Origin of the sequence: Actinomadura sp. NAK00032 (genome assembly GCF_013364275.1) — a bacterium.
In the GTDB taxonomy this organism is placed as follows: Bacteria; Actinomycetota; Actinomycetes; order Streptosporangiales; family Streptosporangiaceae; genus Spirillospora.
This window is the reverse complement of record NZ_CP054932.1, coordinates 6,033,384-6,045,798: the sequence shown is the minus strand read 5'-3', so window position 1 is coordinate 6,045,798 and position 12,415 is coordinate 6,033,384. Positions and strand designations below refer to the sequence as shown.

The 12,415-nt window shown below is 73.4% G+C and carries 14 protein-coding genes; 7 read left to right on the top strand and 7 right to left on the bottom strand.

From position 1 onward, the window contains the following. Positions 1–80 precede the first annotated feature (80 nt). Positions 81–998 carry a carbohydrate kinase family protein gene (locus HUT06_RS27935; RefSeq protein ID WP_176198428.1) on the bottom strand — a complete coding sequence of 306 codons (918 nt, stop codon included), beginning with the start codon at positions 996–998 and terminating at the stop codon, positions 81–83. Positions 999–1,068: 70 nt separating this feature from the next. Between HUT06_RS27935 and HUT06_RS27930 the strand changes: the two genes are divergently transcribed. The 3 genes from HUT06_RS27930 to HUT06_RS27920 are packed head-to-tail and all read left to right on the top strand — an operon-like array spanning position 1,069 to position 2,989. Next, positions 1,069–1,716 carry a class II aldolase/adducin family protein gene (locus tag HUT06_RS27930; protein ID WP_176198427.1) on the top strand — a complete coding sequence of 216 codons (648 nt, stop codon included), beginning with the start codon at positions 1,069–1,071 and terminating at the stop codon, positions 1,714–1,716. A 31-nt stretch (positions 1,717–1,747) separates the two neighbouring features. Then, entirely contained in the window at positions 1,748–2,551 is an 804-nt protein-coding gene (locus HUT06_RS27925) for an enoyl-CoA hydratase (RefSeq protein WP_176198426.1), read from the top strand. A gap of 18 nt (positions 2,552–2,569) precedes the next feature. Beyond that, positions 2,570–2,989, top strand: coding sequence for a TIGR03668 family PPOX class F420-dependent oxidoreductase (locus HUT06_RS27920; protein WP_176198425.1), 420 nt, complete (start codon positions 2,570–2,572; stop codon positions 2,987–2,989). Between the two features lie 15 nt (positions 2,990–3,004). Here the strand turns inward: HUT06_RS27920 and HUT06_RS27915 are convergent, their stop codons facing one another. Then, positions 3,005–4,003, bottom strand: coding sequence for an ADP-ribosylglycohydrolase family protein (locus tag HUT06_RS27915; protein WP_254715426.1), 999 nt, complete (start codon positions 4,001–4,003; stop codon positions 3,005–3,007). A 35-nt stretch (positions 4,004–4,038) separates the two neighbouring features. Then, on the bottom strand, positions 4,039–4,839 hold the full coding sequence (locus tag HUT06_RS27910) for an AraC family transcriptional regulator (RefSeq protein ID WP_254715425.1): 801 nt from the start codon (positions 4,837–4,839) through the stop codon (positions 4,039–4,041). 63 nt (positions 4,840–4,902) lie between these two features. Between HUT06_RS27910 and HUT06_RS27905 the strand changes: the two genes are divergently transcribed. Then, positions 4,903–5,313: a DUF2000 domain-containing protein gene (locus HUT06_RS27905; RefSeq protein ID WP_176198424.1), complete on the top strand. Its 411-nt coding sequence runs from the start codon at positions 4,903–4,905 to the stop codon at positions 5,311–5,313. On the opposite strand, the gene HUT06_RS27900 is transcribed toward HUT06_RS27905, so the two are convergent. Together HUT06_RS27900 and HUT06_RS27895 are read right to left on the bottom strand one after the other, a co-directional pair. Next, positions 5,288–6,385, bottom strand: coding sequence for an acyl-CoA dehydrogenase family protein (locus HUT06_RS27900; protein ID WP_176198423.1), 1,098 nt, complete (start codon positions 6,383–6,385; stop codon positions 5,288–5,290). The genes HUT06_RS27905 and HUT06_RS27900 overlap by 26 nt on opposite strands. A 93-nt stretch (positions 6,386–6,478) precedes the next feature. Further along, entirely contained in the window at positions 6,479–6,721 is a 243-nt protein-coding gene (locus tag HUT06_RS27895; RefSeq protein WP_089324922.1) for a hypothetical protein, read from the bottom strand. Positions 6,722–7,012: 291 nt separating this feature from the next. Between HUT06_RS27895 and HUT06_RS27890 the strand changes: the two genes are divergently transcribed. Both HUT06_RS27890 and HUT06_RS27885 read left to right on the top strand, forming a co-directional pair. Beyond that, positions 7,013–7,933, top strand: coding sequence for an NADP-dependent oxidoreductase (locus HUT06_RS27890; RefSeq protein ID WP_176198422.1), 921 nt, complete (start codon positions 7,013–7,015; stop codon positions 7,931–7,933). A 37-nt stretch (positions 7,934–7,970) separates the two neighbouring features. Next, positions 7,971–8,459 carry an NUDIX domain-containing protein gene (locus HUT06_RS27885; protein ID WP_176198421.1) on the top strand — a complete coding sequence of 163 codons (489 nt, stop codon included), beginning with the start codon at positions 7,971–7,973 and terminating at the stop codon, positions 8,457–8,459. Here the strand turns inward: HUT06_RS27885 and sbnB are convergent. Both sbnB and sbnA read right to left on the bottom strand, forming a co-directional pair. Continuing rightward, a complete protein-coding gene (sbnB, locus tag HUT06_RS27880; protein ID WP_176198420.1) occupies positions 8,450–9,475 on the bottom strand; it encodes a 2,3-diaminopropionate biosynthesis protein SbnB in 1,026 nt (341 codons plus the stop codon). The two genes, HUT06_RS27885 and sbnB, sit on opposite strands and share 10 nt — an antisense overlap. A gap of 28 nt (positions 9,476–9,503) precedes the next feature. Next, positions 9,504–10,481: a 2,3-diaminopropionate biosynthesis protein SbnA gene (gene sbnA, locus HUT06_RS27875; RefSeq protein ID WP_176198419.1), complete on the bottom strand. Its 978-nt coding sequence runs from the start codon at positions 10,479–10,481 to the stop codon at positions 9,504–9,506. A gap of 233 nt (positions 10,482–10,714) precedes the next feature. On the opposite strand from sbnA, the gene HUT06_RS27870 reads away from it, so the two are divergent. Beyond that, on the top strand, positions 10,715–12,259 hold the full coding sequence (locus HUT06_RS27870) for an amino acid adenylation domain-containing protein (protein ID WP_254715424.1): 1,545 nt from the start codon (positions 10,715–10,717) through the stop codon (positions 12,257–12,259). The last annotated feature ends 156 nt before the right edge of the window (positions 12,260–12,415 follow it).

The following is a 12,415-nucleotide window of genomic DNA, read 5'->3' as shown; positions in this document are numbered from 1 at the left end:
CCGGTCCGCGTCAGTCCGCGTCAGTCCGCGTCAGTCCGCGTCAGTCCGCGTCAGTCCGCGTCAGTCCGCGTCAGTCCGCGTCAGTCCAGCAGGGCGAGGACCGCGTCCAGGCCGGTGAGGCACGCGTCGGAGCCGAGCCCCTGGGCGACGGTCGCCGCCGCGGCCGTGCCCCAGCGCGCCGCCTCCGGGACGTCCTCGCCGTGCGCGAGCCCGGTGATGAACCCGGCGCAGTACGCGTCACCGCAGCCGGTCGTGTCGACGACCTCGACCGGCAGCGCGGGCAGCCGGTGCACGCCGCCGGCGGTCGCGACGAGGCTGCCCTCCGCGCCGAGCGTGACGACCACCGTGCGCGGGCCCTGGCCGAGCAGCGCGGCGGCGGCCTTCTCCGGGTCCTGCTCCCCGGTCATCGCGGCGGCCTGCTCCTCGTTCGGCAGGAAGTGGTCGACGTACGGGAGGAACGCGGCGGCGCCCGCCAGCAGGTCGGGCAGGTTGGACAGCAGGTCCATCGTGACGACGGTGCCGGTGCGGCGGGCGGCGGCGAGCATCTCGAAGAAGGCCGGGTCGTTCAGCCCGAACGTGACGTCCGGCCCGCCGAGGTGCACGAAGCCCGCCGCGCCGAGCAGGCCGGGCCCGACCGCGCCGGTGGTGAGGGTCAGGTTCGCGCCGGGGACGTGGAAGCTCGGCCGCCCGCCGTCCGGCCGGATCGGCAGGACCGACGCGCTGGTCTGGTCGGCGGTCCGCCGGACGAGCCCGGTCGCGTCCACCCCGTTCCGTGTCATGATCGCCACGAGCAGGTCGCCGAGGTCGTCGTCGCCGATGGCGCCGACCGAGATGACGTCGTTGCCGAGCCGGGCGAGCGCCACGGCGGTCCCGGCGGCGGCGCCCGCGGCGGTGGCGCGGATCTGCTCGACGACGACGGTGTCCTGCCCGTCCGGGATGCCCTCGACGGGCCGGGCGAGCACGTCCACAATGTGCGCGCCCACGGTGACAACGGTCATGACGGGCCCCTTAATGATCGTCAGGGCCGTAGCGTACGCAATGCGGCCCAGGAACGTGAGAGGTATTCGCATGTTGTTGAGGGACGAACGGCACCGGATCTGCGCGATCGGCCGGCGGCTGGCCGAGACCGGCCTCGTGACGGGCGCGTCGGGCAACGTCAGCGTCCGCTCGGGCGACCTCGTCGCGGTCACGCCCGGCGGGATGATGCTCGACCGGATGGAGCCCGCCGACTGCCCGGTGGTGAACCTGTCCGCGCAGCTCGTGGAGGGGGAGGCGGCGCCGTCGTCGGAGACGCCCATGCACCTCGCGCTCTACGAGGCGACCCCCGCGGCGGCGATCGTGCACACCCACTCGACCTACGGCGCCGTGGTCGCGACGACCATGACCGAGCTGCCGCCGATCCACTACAACACCCTGCTGCTGGGCGGTGTGGTGAAGGTCGCCGAGTACGCCACCTACGGGACGCCCGAACTGGCGGAGAACGTCCGGAAGGCCATGGCGGGCGGCAAGCGCGCCGCGCTGATGGCCAACCACGGCGGCGTCACCATCGGCCGCGACCTGGACGAGGCGTTCGAGAACGCGCGCCTCCTCGAATGGCTGTGCGGCGTCTACGTGCGGGCCAGGACGATCGGGGAGCCGCGGATCCTGAGCGACGAGGAGCTGGCGGCGGTGGTCGAGCGCGGCCTCACGCCGCCGGAGTTCCCGCGTGTAACCTAACGCTTGTTAGGTTGTCTCCGGGAGGCCCGCTTTGCCCTTCGTCCTGATCGACAAGCCGCGCCCGCACATCACCCTCATCACGCTCAACCGGCCCGAGCGCATGAACGCGATGGCCTTCGACGTGATGGTCCCGTTCCGCGAGGCCCTCGAAGAGGTGGGCCGCGACAACGACACCCGCGCCGTCGTCGTCACCGGCGCCGGGCGCGGCTTCTGCTCGGGCGCCGACCTGGAGAACCCCGGGAACATCCCCGGCATCGACGGGCTGACGCTGCCGACGATCGCGCTGCGCTCCATGGAGCTGCTGGACGACGTGGTCCGGGCGATGCGCCGCGTCCACCAGCCGGTGATCGCGGCGGTCAACGGCCCGGCGATCGGCGGCGGGCTCTGCCTGTCGCTGGCCGCCGACATCCGGCTCGGCTCCGACACCGCGCTCTTTCGCGCCGCCGGGATCAACAACGGCCTCACCGCGAGCGAGCTCGGCCTCAGCTACCTGCTGCCGCGCGCGATCGGCGCGTCCCGCGCCTTCGAGCTGATGCTGTCCGGCCGGGACGTCGACGCCGCCGAGGCCGAGCGCATCGGGCTGCTGTCGCGCGTCGTCCCCGGCGACAAGCTCCTCGACTCCTGCTACGACCTCGCCGAGCGGATCGCCGCGTTCAGCCGCCCCGGCGTGGAGCTGACGAAGCGGATGCTGTGGTCGAGCCTGGACGCCGCGAGCCTGGACGCGCACATGGGCCAGGAGGGCCTCGCCCAGCTGTACGTCCGCCTCACCACCCGCAACTTCGAAGAGGCGATCAAGGCCCGCAAGGAGCACCGCCCGCCGGACTTCGCGGACTGAACGTGGCAGGCTGAGGGGGTGCCGAAGCTTCCACCGGACGAGGCGCGCCGGCTGCTGGCGACCGCCCCCGTCGCGCGCCTGGCGACCGTGGGGGAGGACGCGCGACCCCACCTGGTCCCGGTGACCTTCGCCGTGCACCGGGGCGCCGTCTACACGGCCGTCGACCACAAGCCCAAGAGCAGCCGCGACCTGCGGCGGCTCGCCAACATCCGCGCCAACCCGCGCGTCGCGCTGCTGGCCGACCACTACGAGGACGACTGGGACCGCCTGTGGTGGGTCCGGGTGGACGGCCGCGCCGCCGTCGTCGACGACCCGGCGCGCATGGCCGAGCCCGTCGCGCTGCTCGCGGACCGCTACGCCCAGTACCGCGACCGCCCGCCCGAGGGCCCGGTCATCGCCGTGACGATCGACGCCTGGACGGGCTGGTCCGCCTCCTGAACCGCCCCGGCGGGGTCAGTCCCAGGCCTCGCCGATCTTCGCCAGGGCGTCGGCGTACTCGATGCGGGAGCGCCACTCGTCCGGCCAGGCGTCCAGCCCGAGGTGCGCGCCCGCGAAGGCGCCGGCCAGGCAGGCGATCGAGTCGGAGTCGCCGGAGCTGGCGGCGCCGCGCCAGATCGCCTCGACCGGCTCGTCCGGGAACAGCAGGAAGCACAGCAGACCGGTCGCGAGCGCCTCCTCCGCGATCCAGCCCGCGCCGGTGATCCCGCAGGGGTCGGACGCCCGGTCGCCGCGCGCGACGGCCTCGTCCAGCCGGTCGAGGACGGCCAGGCACTCGTCCCAGCCGCGCGCGATGAACGTCTCCGGGGCGTCCATCCCCGGCTGCTGCCACAGGTTGCTGAGCCAGCGCCCGTGGTAGGTCGTGCGCTGCTCGTGGCAGCGGGCGCGCAGCGCCGCCGGCAGGTCGGCGGGGGCCATGCCGTCGGCCAGCCACCGCACGGCGAACGCGGTCAGCTCACTCGCCGCCAGCCCCGTCGGGTGGCCGTGGGTGAGGGCGGCCTGGAGCTGGGACGCCCCGGCGCGGGTCTCGTCGGTCAGGCCGGGCGCCAGGCCCACCGGCGCGACGCGCATGTTGGCGCCGCAGCCCTTGGAACCCGCCACCGTGGCCTTCACCCAGGGCCGCCCGGCCTCCAGGTTCCGGCACGCGCGCAGGCACGTGTTGCCGGGCGCGCGGTTGTTGTCGGGGCTGTTGAGCCAGTCGACGAAGCGGCGCCGCCACATCGGGATGATCAGGTCGGGCGTGAACGGCGGATTCGCCAGGGCGTCCAGCAGGGCCAGGCCGACCGCGATCGCCATCTGCGTGTCGTCGGTGACGAGCGCCGGGTCGCCGTTGAGCTGAGTGGGCGCGTGGTCGCCGAAGCGCCGGTGGATCTGCTTCATGGTGAGGAACTCGGTCGGCGCCCCCAGGGAGTCGCCGTACGCCAGCCCGAACATCGCCCCGCTCGCCCGTTTCATGGCGGGCATTCTTCCCCAACCAGGCTCAACCGGCCTCAACCGCCACGCTGGAAGCGGCCCGGCGTCATGCCGTAGCAGCGCACGAACCAGCGTGTCAGATGGCTCTGGTCGGCGAAGCCGGTGCGGGCCGCGACGTCCCCGGCGGCCTCGCCCCGGGCGAGGTGGCGGCGCGCGGCGCGCAGCCGGAGCTGGCGCTGGTAGTCGCTCGGCGCCATCCCGTACTCCCGCCGGAACGCCCGGTACAGCGCGAACCGGCTGCATCCCGCCGCCTCGGCCAGCGCGTCGGCGCCGACGTCGTCCAGGTACGCCTCCTCCAGGCGCCGCCTGGCCCGCTCCGCGAAGCCGCCGGCCGCCGACACGCGCGACCGCCGGGTGGCGGCCCGCGCGACCATCGCGCCGACCGTCGCGGTCAGCAGCTCGTCCCGGCGCAGCGCCGTCGCCCCGCCGAGGAGGGCCGCGTGCAGGCCGCGCAGGTTCCGCGCCAGGACGGGGTCGTCGACGACGGGGGAGCCGAACAGCGGGAGCCCGGCCGGACGTCCCGCCATGTCGGCCAGGACGTCCGCGACCAGTTCTGGGCCGATGTGCACGATCCGGTAGGTGAAGCCCAGCTCGTCGGCGGCGTGGCCGTCGTGCGGGTCGTCGGGGTTGAACGCGATGACCATCCCTGCCGCGCTGGTGTGCGCGCCGCCCCGGCAGCGGAACGCCTGGTAGCCGTCCTCGGTCACGCCGAACGAGTACGTCTCGTGGCTGTGCCGGTGGTAGACGTGCCGCTCGAAGTGGGCGTGCATCGCCTCCAGGGGGCGGTCGGGCGACCGCCAGTACCTGCTCCAGTCCACACGTCCAGTGTCGCGCACGAGCGTTCAAGACGGGCCGCCGCCCGGCGCGGCACCCTGTCCGGCATGCGTTTCGACACCAAGATCGGGATCGTGGTCCGGGACGACCTGGCCGCGTGGCAGCGGCTCAACGTGACCGCGTTCCTCGCCAGCGCCGTGGCGGGCGGCGTGCCCGGCGTGATCGGCGAGCCGTACGAGGACGCGTCCGGCAACCCGTACCTGGCGATGTTCCGGCAGCCCGTGCTGGTCTACGAGGCGGACACGGCCGCGATCGCGCAGTCCCACGCGCGCGCCCTCGCCCGCGGGATGGACATCGCCGTCTACATCGAGGACATGTTCAAGACCGGCCACGACGAGGCCAACCGCGCGACCGTCCGCGCCGTCACCGCCGAGGAGATGCCCCTGGTCGGGTTCGCCGTCCACGGCCCGAGGAACGGCGTGGACAAGGTGCTCAAGGGGTTGCGGCTGCACCCGTGAGCCCGGCGAGGGCGGCGAGCCGCTCGCGGTGCCGGTCCGGCGCGCCGAACAGCTGCCGCGACCCCTGGGCGCGCTTGAAGTACAGGTGCGCGTCGTGCTCCCAGGTGAAGCCGATGCCGCCGTGCAGCTGGATCGCCTCGCCCGCCGTGTGGAAGTAGGCGTCCGAGCAGTACGCCTTCGCCAGCGCGGCCGCGGCCGGCAGCTCCTCCGGGGCCTCGTCGGCGGCGGCCGCCGCGTTCAGCACCGCCGACCGCGCCGACTCCACCAGCACGAACATGTCCGCGCACCGGTGCTTGATCGCCTGGAACGACCCGATCGGGCGGCCGAACTGGTGCCGGACCTTCGCGTACTCGACCGTCATGTCCAGGGTCCGCTGCGCGCCGCCGAGCTGCTCGGCGGCCAGCGCGACGGCCGCGATGTCCAGCGCCCTGAGCAGCGCCTCCCGCCCGCCGACCTTCCGCGCCGGGACGCCGTCGAACGCGATCCGGGCCAGCTTGCGCGTCTGGTCGAGCGTCACGACCGGCGTCCGGACGAGCCGCGAGACGTCCTCCACGGCGTAGACCCCGACGCCGTCGGCGTCCCGCGCCGCGACCAGGACCACATCGGCGATGTGCCCGTCCAGGACGAAGCTCTTGGTGCCGCTGAGCAGGCCGTCCTCGAACACGGCCGCCACGTCGCCGGGGTCCCAGGACCCGCCGTCCTCGGCCACCGCCAGCGTCGCGATGGCGGAGCCGTCCGCGATGCCGGCCAGCAGGTCGTGCCCGCCCTCGCCGGCCTCCAGCGCCGCCGCCGCGGTGATCGTCGCGAGGAACGGGGCGCACACGACCGCCCGCCCCATCTCCTCGAACACGACGGCGAGCTCCCGCACCCCGAACCCGGCGCCGCCGTGCTCCTCGGCGATCGCGAGGCCCTGCAGCCCGAGCTGCTCGGCCATCTGCGCCCACACCTTGGGGTCGTAGCCCGCGGCCGTCTCCATGAGGCGCCGCACCTCGGCGGCGGGGGACCGGTCGGCGAAGAAGCGCCGCAGCGCGTCCCGCAGCTCCCGCTGTTCCTCGGTGACGACGAGCTTCATTCCGGCGGCCTCCCACGCGCGTCCCAGTCGTACCGGCCCATGGTGCCGCGCGCCGCCGGTCCGGCTCACCGCCGTTCCCATCCAGCGGGACGGTCAGGGCGCCCAGTCGTGCGGCCCGAGCACGTAGCCCTCGCTGGTCGAGTGCAGGTGGTTGATCGACACCAGGTGGCCGAGCGCGGCCCACAGATCCTCCTCGGGCGCCTCGACCAGCGCCCCGATCGTGTCGAAGTCGGCCGCGCCGCGCTCCTTGTCGATCTCCGCCACGGTCTCGTACACGACCAGCTCGAAGTCCGACAGCTCCTGGACGTCCCCACGCCCGACATCTCGCTCATCCATAACCAGACCGTGCCCATTCGGCCCCGTTCTATCTGCCCTGCGAGGGGCAGGAGCCGCAGGCTGGACATGCACCGCTCGGGAACCACGATCTGTATGCGAAATGTGGCGCTCTGCTCACAGGCCGCATCGGCGAGTCCCTTCCCCTGCCGGAGCCGATCGGGGTGGAGCTGAACACCTCCGGCTTCGCCCGAGCCGCCGGCGGACGTCCCGCCGGGCCCGCGCCGGCCCGCCTGTCACACGCCCCCGTGCAATGTCGTCTTCCTGGGGAAGCCGTCTCCAGGGAGGTCATTCATGAGAGCTGTACGCATACACAAGAGCGCCGACGGTGAGGGCGAGGGCCTGGTCGTGGAGGACGCGCCGCGGCCCTACGCGGCCACGGGCGACGTCGTCGTGCAGGTGCGCGCCGCGGGGTTCGTCCCCGACGAACTCGACTGGCCCGGCACGTGGGTCGACCGGGCTGGGCGCGACCGGACGCCGTCGGTCCCCGCCCACGACGTCGCCGGCGTGGTCGCCGAGGTCGCCTACGGCACCGCCGGGTTCGCCGTGGGCGACCGCGTGTTCGGGCTGACCGACTGGCACCGCGACGGCGCGGCGGCCGAGTACGTCGCCGTCGAGGCGCGCAACCTCGCGCCGATTCCCGGGTCGCTGTCCTTCACCGAGGCGGCCGCGCTGCCGCTCGCCGGCCTGACGTGCTGGCAGGCGCTGTTCGTCCACGGCGGCCTGCGCGCGGGGCGGACGGTCGTCGTGCACGGCGGGGGCGGCGGCACCGGCAGCCTGGCCGTCCAGCTGGCCCGCGACGCGGGCGCGCACGTCATCGCCACCGGCCGGGCCGGCGCCGCCGACGTCGCGAGGCGGATGGGCGCGCACGCCTTCGTCGACCTGGAGAGCGAGCGCTTCGAGGACGCCGTCGAGCCCGTCGACGTCATCTTCGACACCATCGGCGGCGACCTGCTCGCCCGCTCCGCGAGCCGGATCAAGCCCGGCGGCACATTGGTCTCGATCACGGCCCCGCCGCCGGTCGAGCCGCCGGACGGCCGCGCCGTCTACTTCATCGTCGAACCCGACCGCGGCCAGCTCGCCGAGATCGCCGAGCGGGCCGGGGCCGGCCGGCTCCGCGCCCATGTCGGCGCCGTGTACCCGCTGGCCGAGACCCGGGAGGCGTTCGAGGCCAAGCGGCGGGGCGTCCCCGGCAAGGTCGTCATCGAGGTCTGACGCGCCGCCGGGAGTCGTGCTTCGGTAGGTTGCGGGGATGCTGGTTCGGGTCACCGGGATCCTCGTCGAGGACGGGCGGGTGCTGCTGCTCGACCAGGACACCGGTACCGGGCGGTCGTGGTCGCTGCCCGGCGGGAAGGTCGAGGAGGGCGAGCCGCTGGCGGACGCCCTGGTCCGGGAGATGCGCGAGGAGACCGGCCTGGACGTCGAGGCCGGACGGCTGCTCTACGTCTGCGACCACCTGCCGGACGCGGGCGCCCACGTCCTGCACATCACCTTCGAGGCCCGCCGGCTCGGCGGGACGGCCGGGGACATCGCCGGCGGCGACACCAGGGAGATCCGCGCGGTGAGGTTCGTGCCGCTCGGCGGCCTGGTGGCGCTGGGGTTCACCGAGCGGTTCGTGGAACTGGCCCGCGCCGGGTGGCCCGGCGCGGGCTCCTACATGGGCGCCAAGGCCAACATGGCCTGTGACCGCGTGATGGTCTTGGCCCCGCCGGTGGAGGCCGCGGGCCTGGGTCAGCCGTAGCGCTTCAGCTCGTGGAAGAAGTCGGGGACCGTGTGCAGGGTGCCCGCGGACTCGACCTGGTCGTAGACGTACTTCGCCACCGCCAGGTCCAAGACGCCCAGGCCGAAGGGGGAGAAGACCACGGGCTTGTCGGCGGGCGGGGCCGTCGTGCCGGTGAGGACGTCGTAGAGGGTGCCGGCGACGAAGTCGCGGTTGCCGACCTTCTGCTCGGCCAGGTGCGGGGACGTGTTGGCCTTCATGCAGTGCTCGACGTCGTCCACGACGTTGTAGGACGACAGGATGATCTCGGGGGAGAGGTCGCGCAGCGACACGTGCAGCACGAGCGGGTTGTGCGCGAACCAGGCCGGGTCGTGGACGTGCGGCTCGCCGGCGACCGTCGCGAAGACGATCAGGTCGGACGCGCGGATCAGCGACTCCGCCGAGTCGTGGATCGTGATCTCGCCCTTCTCCGAGCGCTCCAGGTACTCCTGGAACCCCTCGGCGTGCTCGCGGGAGAGGTCGTGGACGCCCAGCTCGTCGAAGGCGAAGCCGTTGCCCGCCAGGTAGGTGTGGAGGTAGCGGGCGATGAGGCCGACCCCGATGAAGCCGACGCGGCGGGGCCGGTCGCCGCGGGCGTCGGCGAGGGTGGCGGCGGCGAGCGCGGCGGAGGCGGCGGTGCGGGCCGCGGAGATGATCGAGCTCTCCAGGCACGCGAACGGGTAGCCGGTGTCGGCGTCGTTGAGGACCAGCACGGCCGAGGCCCGCGGGATGCCGTCCGCGACGTTGCCGGGGAAGCTGGAGATCCACTTGATGCCGTGCACGCCGACGTCGCCCTTGACCGAGGCGGGCAGGGCGATGATCCGGTCGGACGGGCGGTCCGGGAACCGCAGGAAGTAGGAGTCGGGGTTGACGGTCAGCCCCTCGCCGTGCAGCCGGTAGGCCGCCTCGACCATCCGGGTGACCTGCTCCTCGCGCCCGGCGACGGCCTCGTGGACCTGGGCACCGGAGACCACGGCGAATGCCGGAACCTGCGTCATGGTGGGAAACTCCGTCTTTTCTCGATGATCAGTCGCCGAGGATACCGGCGGGTTCGGCGGGCAGGTCGCCGAAGTGCTCGCGCACCCAGCCCTCCGCGTAGATGGAGTCCAGGTAGCGTTCGCCGAGGTCGGGGGCGATCGCCACGGCGACCGGGTCCTCGCCGGGGTACTTGGCGTCCAGCCAGCGGGACGCGCCGGACACGACGGTGCCGGTGGAGCCGCCGAACAGGAACCCGCGGGCGGCGAGCGCGTGCACGGTCCGGATGGTGTCGGGCTCGGCGACGTGCACGACGTCGTCGATGAACGACTCGTCCACGAGCGCGGGCCTGCTGCTGGTGCCGAGGCCCGGCACCATGCGCCGCTCCGGGATGCCGCCGAAGGTGACGGAGCCGACCGCGTCGACCGCCACGATCGTGACGGGGCGCCGGTGCTCGCGGAAGTAGCGGGCGCAGCCCATCAGGGTGCCCGTGGTGCCGGCGCCGACGAAGAGAACCTCCAGGTCCGGGAACTCCCGGTCGATCGCCGGCGCGGTCCCGCGGTAGTGCGCCAGCCAGTTGTTGCGGTTGGCGTACTGGTTCAGCCACACGTACCGCTCGTCGGATTCGCACAGGTTCCGGACGTAGGCGATCCGGCCGCCGAGGTAGCCGCCGTTGGCGTCCCGGTCGGAGACGACCCGGACCTCGGCGCCGAGCGCCCGCATGACCCGCATCGACGCGGCGTTGCAGCGCGGGTCGGTCACGCAGACGAACCGCAGGCCGCGGCTCGCGGCGATGAGGCTGAGCGCGATCCCGAGGTTGCCGGACGACGACTCGACGATCACCGAGCCCGCGGTGAGCGCGCCGTCGCGCTCGGCCGCCTCGACCATCGCGGCGGCCGCCTTCAGCTTGACCGAGCCGGCGAAATTGAAGCCCTCGCATTTAAGGTAGAGCGGCCGCTTGATAACGGCCCGCAGATCGACGTAAAGGTCGTCGACGTTGAATTCCTGCGGCGAGGTGATTATCGGCACGCGTCCACCCTCAAATGAAGAAACAATTCCCTCATCTTCCCCCGAGTTCGCCGCCGGGCTTCACGCCAGAGCCATGCGGAGCCTCACCGTACCTGCGAGCAAGTTGCCGTCGCAACCCCCTGATTACTCGTTGGTAGGTTGGAATGCGAGATGCTTCTGGCAGGTGCCGGACATAAGCTATGGCTCCGCTTGTATTGCTGTTACAGCGGAGTGGTTCTACATCACGGAGAGTAATGATGACTGCTCGCGGACCCGCCGCGGACCGGCTGCTGCCCACGGCCGGGCTGCCCGCCCTGGACGTGCCCGCGGCCGAGGCCGGGCGGGCCCGGGAGCTGGCCGCCCGGCACGGGATGCTCCGCGACCTGGAGGTCGACCTGGGCGACCCGGTCATCACGCGGGTGGAGCGGTTCGCCGCCGAGCGGGACCGGTCGGCGGTCGCCGACGGGCGCCGCACGCTCTCCTATGGCGACCTGGCCGCCGAGGCCCGCCGGCTCGCCGCGCTGCTGGCGGCCGAGGGCGTCGAGCCGGGCACCGTCGTCGGCGTCGGCGGCGGCCGCCGCGCCGAGGTCATCGCCGCGTTCCTGGCGATCGAGCTGGTCGGCGCCCTGTACGTGCCGGCGGACGAGACGTGGCCCGCCGGGCGCGTCCGCGACGTCCTCGGCCAGGCGGGCGCGTCCGTGCTGGTCGCGGTGGACGGCCCGCGCACCGCCCCGGCCCTGCTCGCGGGCGCCGCGGAGGCAGGCTGCCGGGTCCTCGACGCGGCCGCCGCGCGCGGCCTGGCGCCCTGGCCGGGCGAGCCCCGCCTCACCGCCCCCGACCAGCCCCGGTACGTGCTGTTCACCTCCGGGTCGACGGGCCGGCCGAAGGGCGCCGTCGTCGAGCACCAGGGCATGCTCAACCACCTCTGGGCGAAGATCGTCGACCTGGAGCTGACCGGCGCGGACGCCGTCGCCTTCACCGCCCCGCTCGGCTTCGACATCTCGATCTGGCAGATGCTGTGCCCGCTGCTGGTCGGCGGCCGGGTCGACGTGATCGGCGACGAGGTCGGGCACGACCCGGCCGCGTTCGCCCGCGCCGTGGACGAGCAGGGCATCACGGTCGTCGAGCTCGTCCCCACCATGGTCAGGCACCTCCTCGACGACCTCGCCCCCGGCTCGTCTCATTCCGGGGGGACGACCCCCCGGCAACGGTCATTGGCGGGGTTGCGCTGGATGATCGCCACGGGCGAGGAGCTGCCCGCCGAGCTGTCGCGCCGCTGGCTGGAGGCCATGCCGCACGCCCGGCTCCTCAACGCCTACGGCCCCACCGAGTGCTCCGACGACGTCACCCACCACACCGTGACGGCCGGCGACCTGAAGCTCCTGCGCCTCCCGATCGGCACCCCCGTCGTCAACGCGCGCCTGTACGTGCTGCGCGAGGACGAGGGCGCCTGGACGGCCTGCGACGTCGGCGAGACCGGCGAGCTGTTCGTCGGCGGGGTCGTCGTCGGGCGCGGCTACCTCGGCAACGACGAGCGGACCCGCGAGGCGTTCTACCGCGACCCGTTCGACCCCGCGTCCCCGACGGGCCGGCTGTACCGGACGGGCGACGCGGTCAAGCTGCTCCCGGCGGGCGCCGGCGGCGAGGACCGGCCCACCCTGCAGTACCTCGGGCGCGTCGACCGGCAGGTCAAGATCGCCGGGGTGCGGATGGAGCTGGGCGAGATCGAGGCCGTCCTGCAGCGGCACCCCGGGGTGCGCGCCGCCGCGGTGGTCGTGCACGAGTACCCGGCCCGCTGACGATCACACTGGGTGACCGGTGTGGGCCGATCCGGTTGTCAACCTTTGTCATCCGATGAGCGTCGCGGCGGTGGCGACCCGCGGCGCGCGGCCGCCGTTTTGTCACTCCCGTTAGCAATGCGACCGGCCAACTTCTACTTATGAGGGGATTGCGAG